5 protein-coding genes are annotated in these 6969 nt (G+C 65.5%); 1 reads left to right on the top strand and 4 read right to left on the bottom strand.

Annotated elements, in window-relative coordinates:
* Window positions 1-438: 438 nt before the first annotated feature.
* From P8Y39_12545 to P8Y39_12530, 4 genes are read right to left on the bottom strand one after another with little or no spacing between them, the layout of a single operon-like run.
* Window positions 439-2505, bottom strand: coding sequence for an FAD-dependent oxidoreductase (locus P8Y39_12545; protein MEJ2193144.1), 2067 nt, complete (start codon window positions 2503-2505; stop codon window positions 439-441).
* Window positions 2441-2689, bottom strand: coding sequence for a hypothetical protein (locus tag P8Y39_12540; GenBank protein ID MEJ2193143.1), 249 nt, complete (start codon window positions 2687-2689; stop codon window positions 2441-2443). The genes P8Y39_12545 and P8Y39_12540 overlap by 65 nt, the downstream gene beginning before the upstream one ends.
* Window positions 2679-4328: a glutamate synthase-related protein gene (locus P8Y39_12535; protein MEJ2193142.1), complete on the bottom strand. Its 1650-nt coding sequence runs from the start codon at window positions 4326-4328 to the stop codon at window positions 2679-2681. Before P8Y39_12535 ends, P8Y39_12540 begins: the two co-directional genes overlap by 11 nt.
* Before the next feature lie 13 nt (window positions 4329-4341).
* A complete protein-coding gene (locus tag P8Y39_12530) occupies window positions 4342-5496 on the bottom strand; it encodes a glutamate synthase (protein ID MEJ2193141.1) in 1155 nt (384 codons plus the stop codon).
* Window positions 5497-5989: 493 nt separating this feature from the next.
* On the opposite strand from P8Y39_12530, the gene P8Y39_12525 reads away from it, so the two are divergent.
* The coding region (locus P8Y39_12525) for an NrpR regulatory domain-containing protein (GenBank protein MEJ2193140.1) at window positions 5990-6969 on the top strand (980 nt) is incomplete at its 3' end.

Here is a 6969-nt window from a genome sequence, read left to right as displayed (position 1 = left end):
CCAACTCACCCATCCTCTCTTCCCCTCTTTTGACAAAGAGGGGAAGAGAGGCTTATTCGGCGGCAAGGAGTCTTATTACTATCCGGGCGGCCTTATATGAGTGACGAATGGGTAGAACAGCCCCTTGAAATGCCCTGCACCGGCCCTACCGGGCCGGAACGTTCGCAGACCTTTCTCTTTATGCAACGGCCGCCCTCCAGAGGCAGTTCCTCCAAAGGAGTCACTGCCAAGCCGCCTCAGGTCAAACGGCAACGACAAGGAGGCCTTCGGCTGCATCAATCTATTATTACACCGCCAATGAAAAGCCATAATGTCTTCATTGTCCGGCTTGGCCGGACAATCCAGAACCTGTTGAAAAGCCTGGATTCCCAGAGCAAGCCGGGGAATGACGCCATTGAAGATGTTTCATGTTTATAACTGCCGGTGTGATAAATTGCTCTAGTAGTTTTCCACCATCTCCCAGACCCCGCAGGGGCACACGCCCGCGCAGAAGCCGCAGCCGATGCATTTCTCGTCGTCCACCACGTACTCGTAGGCGCCGCCGCCCAGGTCCACGCGGCTGATGGCCCCCCAGTAGCAGGTGGCCTCGCACATGCGGCAGTCGCGGCAGGTGGCGCAGGACATGCACGCGTTGGCCTCCCGCTCGGGGCTGAAGGCCTCCCCGCGGCAGACCTCGTAGTACTCGCGCCTCACCTTATCGTAGGGGATGGGCTGCTTGGCCTCGGGCATGTAGTCGTAGTGGCTCAGCTCGGCGTGGATGACCTCGGCCACCCGGCGGCCCTGCCCGATGGCGTGGGTGACGAGGCCCGGCCTGGTGGCGTCCCCGATGGCGTAGACCTTGATGTCCGAGGTCTGCCCCAGGTCGTTGACCACCACCCAGCCCCGCTCGGTGTGGATGCCCGGGGGGAGGAAATCCAGGATGGGCACCTCGCCCACCGAGACGACCACCAGGTCGGCCTCAAGCGCGGTGCCGTCCTTGAAATAGAGCTTCCCGGCCTTCTTGTCGTACCGCTCCGTAAACCGGGGCCAGACAATCTCGGTGCCTCTCTCCCGGGCCTGCTCAAGCTCCTTGCCGAAGGCCGCGGGCTTCTGTACGTCCACGGCCGTTACGCTCCGGGCCCCGCAGTCGAAGGCCTGGCTGGCCACGTCCATGCCCACGTTTCCCGCGCCGATGACGGCCACCCGCTTGCCCTTGAGGTCGGGGAGCTCCCCGAAGTTTATCCCCTTCAGAAACTCTATGGCGGAGACGGTGTCCCCGGAGCCGGGGAACCGCAGCTCCCGGGGCTTGTGGGCCCCGCAGGCCACGATGACCCGGTCGTTCTCTCCGTATATCCTGTCGAAGGCCTTCCGGTCCACCCGTCCTCCGGTGTGCACGTGAACCCCTACCTCGCGGAAGCGGGAGAGCTCCTTCTGGAGCACCTCCTGGGGGAGGCGCTCCCGGGGGATGCAGAGCTCGAGCTTTCCGCCGAGCTTCTCCTCGGCCTCGTAGAGATGGACCTCGTGGCCCTTCAGGCCGAGCTGCCAGGCCGCCGAGAGCCCCGCCGGGCCGCCGCCCACCACGCCCACCCTGTAGCCGGTGGGCTTTGCGGGCCTGGGGGCCACCAGGGTGAGGGACATCCTGCCGTATTCCTTGATGTTCAGGGGCTTGTCCACGAGCCCCCGCGTGCAGGACTGCATACAGAGGTTCGGGCACACCTCCCCGCAGACGGTGGCCGGCAGGGGACTGTACTGGAGGACCAGGTTCAGGGCCTCCAGCATCTTGCCCTCGCGGATGAGGGTGGCCCGCTTGTGCGAGGGGATGCCCGTGGGGCAGTTGAACGCGCAGGGCGGGAGGTATTTCTCGTTGTTCCAGACGGGCCTGTTCCTGCGGTCCTCTCCGGTGGTCACGTAGGGCAGGACGGTGCGCTCGTGGGTAAGGTACGGCCCGAAAATGCCGCCCTCCCCCACTTCCTTCTCCCAGACGGACGCACGGAACTCCGACGAGGCCATGGGCATGGCTTTCCGCCGGGCCTTCTCCCTCGGGGTGTAGGCGATGAGCTTCCGCCAGTCGTCCTTCGAGCGGGTGAGTTCCTCCAGGTACTGCTCCCGCTGGATGGCCTTGAGGTAGGGCTTCATGTTCCTGGTAAGCCACTGCCAGTCCTCCCCGGTAAGCTCGAGGAGCCTGACGTCGGCTTCGCTGTATCCCTGGATGGGGCCGCGGAAATAGATGGTGCCGCCGACCATGCCCACGCAGGGACGGTACCCCAGGACGTTCTCCGGGTTCCGGGAGTTTACCCCGCAGACCACGGCGATGCCCCCGGCCTTGAACTCGGCGAAGCTGTCGCCCACGTCCCGGAAGTACCAGCTCTCCGGAGGGTCGAACCGGGGGTTGTGCTTGGTCATGGTGTCGCACCGGGCGCCGCCGCCCCCCTGCACGTAGAGCTTCCCCTGGGCGGCCGCGTTATGGGCGCCGTTGGTGGCGTTGCCCAGCACGGTTATCGTGGCCCCGCAGTTTATCCAGCCCACGTCGTCCGAAACACTGCCCTTGCTGCCCGTTGGCCCTGACCAGGACGTTCCGGGCGCCCTCCTCGCGGACCGCACGCTGGACGCGCTCCTCCAGGAGGCGAGAGCTGACCCGCTTTCCGTCCTCCATGCCGGCGATGACGAGGCGCCTGTTGCCGGCCCGGGCCTTGTTGTTCTTAACAGGCATAGTCTATTTTCAACCTCTCGGCGATGGCCTTGTCCGCCACGCTCAGGCCGTCGGACATCCCGATGGGAAGCTCCGTGCTCCGGCCCATGGGGGCGAATATCTTCCTCAGCTCCGTGTCGGCGACCTTGAAGGTCTGCACCACGCGCTCGGCCACCTTCTCGGAGTCCAGGCGGCGGTAGAGCTTGGGGTCCTGGGTGGTGATGCCCCGGGGGCAGCGGCCCGTGTTACAGAGATTGCAGCGGTTGTACTCGTTGCCGTAGCAGTCGGCCGCGGCCTGCATGATGTACTTTCCGATGGAGACGGCCGAGGCCCCCAGCATGATGAGCGCGGCGGCGTTGGCCGCGAGGTTGCCCTTCTTGCCCACCCCCCCGGCGGCGACGAGCGGAAGCTCGTTCTGCTTGCCCTGGCGCACCAGGTCCAGGTAGCACTCCCTCAGGTTGCTGGCGATGGGATGGCCCATCTTGTCCATGGAGACGTTATAGGCCGCCCCGGTCCCGCCGTCCTCGCCGTCTATGGAAAGCGCGGCGGCATAGGGATTCCGGGCCAGGTTGTTCAGCACCGCCCGGGCCGTCTTGGTCCCCGATATCTTGGGGTACACGGGCACGCGGAACCCCCAGGCCATGGACATGGAGGTTATCATCTTGGCCACCGCCTCCTCGATGGAGTACTTGGTCTGGTGCGTGGGCGGGCTGGCCAGGTCAACCCCCAGGGGAACACCCCGGATTTCGGCGATGAGCTTCAGGACCTTGTAGGCCATGAGGAGCCCCCCGTCCCCGGGCTTGGCCCCCTGCCCGTACTTTATCTCGATGGCGCAGGGGTCCTCCACCATGTCGGGGATGGCCCGCACTATCTCGTCCCAGCCGAAATAGCCGCTTGCTATCTGGAGGATGAAGTACTTCAGGAAGCGCGACCTCAGGAGCCGGGGCGGCATCCCCCCCTCCCCGGTGCACATCACCACGGGCATGCCCATCTCCTCGTTCAGATAGGCCACCCCCATGGCGAGCCCCTCCCACATGGGGGGAGAAAGTGCGCCCACCGACATGCTCCCTATCATGATGGGGTATATCTCCCTCACCGGGGGGACGAAGGCCTCCGCGTCCACCGCGAGGCCGCCGTTATCGGCCCTGAGGGGCAGGCCCTCGGCCGGCAGTATCCGCCCCAGGAGGGTGGTGAGCTTGAACTCGTGCCGCCCGGCGTCCAGCGCGGGGTCGGTGAGCATGGAGATGCGGGAGAACTTCAGCTTGTCCAGGGTGCCCACGCCGGGGTCGTTCCTGCGGCCGCCCCGCTTGTAGGCGTCCCCGCCCCGGCTCCTGAAGGTCAGGAGCTTGTTCCGGGGGTTGTACTCCGGACGGATGGCCTCGTTGGGGCAGACCAGGGCGCAGCTTGAGCAGCCCACGCAGTACCGGGCGATGTCCCGCACCTGGCGGACCACTTGGGTGATGCGCCGCGCGGCCTGGGGCGTGGGCTCCGGCCCCTCGGAGTACACCCGCCGCTCCACCCGGATGGTGGGCTCGATGGCCTTTACCGGGCAGACGGCGGTGCAGCGCCCGCAGCGCTTGCAGCGCTCCTCGCTCCAGCGGACGATATAGGGAAACTCCTCGAGGGGAAGTTCGTGGTTGTTGTCCAGGGCCTGCTGCATCGAAAAGCTCTCCTTAAACCCGCGCCCCCGCCCCGGAGGGCTCGGGGCTCTCCATGAAGGCGCCGGTCAACTGGTTCCAGACCCGCACCTCCCCGGCCCGGGGGGAGACGATGGCCATGTCGTACTTCATGGGGAAGACGTCCCGCTCGCGGTCCCTGCGCGGGACGGCGCTTTCCAGCCCGCACTGCTCGCTCATGAGGGCGTACCTGCCGGGGACCCCGCCCACCGCGCCGGGGCGGAGCTTCTTGGAGTCCTGCACCATGTAGGTGGTGCCGTCCGGGAGAAAGCCGATGTTGCAGTTGGGCCCGTCGATGGTGAGCATCCTGAGCGAGGAGCGGATGAGGGCAAGGGCGCCGCGGTCGGCCCTCCGGTCGCACTCCCGCGGCCTCAGGGGAGTGATGATGTCCTTGTAATAGGTGAGGGGGAAGCCCAGGCGCCCCACGGCGTAGTGCAGGATGTGGGTGAAGACCTCGCTGTCGCTGTTATAGCCCATGTAGCCGGGGAACCCGCGGCTTGTCAGGTACTCCCGGATGGGCACGAAGGCCGTGTTCTCGCCGTTGGTCATGGTGCCGAAGCCCTGGAGGAAAAACGGGTGGCAGGCGTAGAGGTTGATGGCGTAGTTGGTGTTCTGCCTGCCCTGGGCGAGGATGACCCGGGCCGAAAGGCCGGCCTTCTCCAGCCCGAAGAACTCCCCCAGGGCCAGGGGGTCGCCCACCTCCTTGAGCGTGACGACGTCGGGGTAAAAGGAGAAAACCACGATGGACTCGTCGGCCTCCCCCATCTTGCGAAGGGCAAGCCGGGTCCTCAGAAGAAGGTCCTCCTTCTGCGCCCGGGGCTTCCCGGCGTAGTCCGCCGGGTACTGGTAGACCTTCGCGAAGTAATAGTCCCGCTTGGCGATGCCGGGCATCGGCCTGACGGGCGGGGACCACATGTGCTTTTCCTCGAAGCCCAGCCCCTGCATGTACTCGTTCAGGGCCCTGTAGCCACTCTGGGAGCAGATGCCCGAGAGTATGGGATAGTCCTTCAGCTCCTCGAACTCACCGCCCAGGTCCTTGAGCATGAGGCCCATGCCCGAGCCGTCGTGGCCCTCCTTCATCGTCTCCAGGGCAAGGACGTTCTCCAGGGGAGAGATGTAGCTTTCAGACGATATGGCTGCCAGTCGACACATAGTACACCCGAAGAAAAAAATGACGGCAAACGATTACCGTCAATTAGAATAAAATGCAGGCTACATTCTTGTCAATCAGACGGCGTTGCGAAACAAGGAGAACCGGCCTCCGCGAGCGGCCCTCGAAAGGGGGGAGGCTGGGACTGCCCCGCGGGGCAGTCCCAACCCGGGGGGTTGTCATATCCGGGAGGGGCTTTCGCCGCCTCGCCCGTATACTACCAAGAAGCGTGCCAGCTCATGGTTTTGCCCATGATTCACCGGGGCCGGGCCGGAAACCGCCGTCCCGTGGGGCTCTGCGGCGGCACGTTCCATGGGCAGGTTCCGGAGAAGGCAAACGGCCCTCCGGGGCGCGGCACAACTTTGTCACAGGCCGGACCGTGCCATGGCACACACCGGCGAAAGGCGTCGGCCAACGGTTGCCAATGCCCATGGACTCTCCCGGGAGGGGCGTATTATAATAAGGTCGGCCTTTCGGCCCTCGGGGAAGAACAGAGTGAACAAGACCATGCTTGCCATCCTCAGGGTGCTGGACAAGCACCGCGAGAGCGTCATCGGCTCGCGGGAGATTTCCCGCCAACTGAAGCTCCACGGCGTGGACCTCTCGGAGCGCACGGTGCGCTACCACCTGAAGATAATGGACGCGCGGGGGCTCACCCGGGTCTACGGCAAGGAGGGCAGGAAAATCACCCGCAAGGGCAGCGAGGAGCTTGCCAACGCCCTGGTCTCCGAACGGGTGGGCTTCATCATCAGCCGCATCGAAACTCTCTCCTACCAGACCAGCCTGGACCTGGCGACCTCGGCCGGGCAGGTCATCCTCAACGTCTCGTGCTTCCCCGCGCGGAGCCTCCAGGAGGCGGTGCGCATCATGAAGCCGGTGTTCGCCTCCCCCTACGTGATGAGCGACAGGGTGGTCCTGGCGCGGGAGGGCCAGGGCATCGGGGACGTGGTGGTGCCGGAGGGGATGGTGGGCATGGGGACGGTCTGCTCGGTGACCATCAACGGCCTGCTCCTGAAGGCGGGCATTCCCATCGCCTCGAAGTTCGGCGGCCTGGTGGAGGTGGACGAGGAAGGCCCCACGCGCTTTGTGGCCCTCATCAGCTACGAGGGCTCCTCCCTGGACCCCCACGTGGTCTTCATGAAAAGCCGGATGACCTCGGCCACCGACGCGGTGAAGCACAGGGCGGGGAAGATTCTGGCCAGCTTCCGCGAGATACCCGTGGTCTGCATCGAGGAGGCCCGGCGCCTGAACGAGCGGATGCACGAGATGGGCATCGGGGGCATACTGCTCATCGGGGAGCCGAACCAGCCCCTCCTGGAGATGCCGGTGGGCAGGGACAGGGCCGGGGTGGTGGTTGTGGGGGGCCTCAACCCCGTGGCCGCCCTGGAGGAGGCCGGGATGACCACCGAGAACACCGCCATGAGCATCCTCTACGAGTACTCCGAGCTCGCCCCCTTCAAAGAGGCCGTGAAGGC

Source organism: Nitrospirota bacterium (genome assembly GCA_037386965.1).
Taxonomy (GTDB): domain Bacteria; phylum Nitrospirota; class Thermodesulfovibrionia; order Thermodesulfovibrionales; family JdFR-86; genus JARRLN01.
Note: the sequence above shows the minus strand (reverse complement) of the source record. Positions and strands in the feature narration are given on the sequence as shown.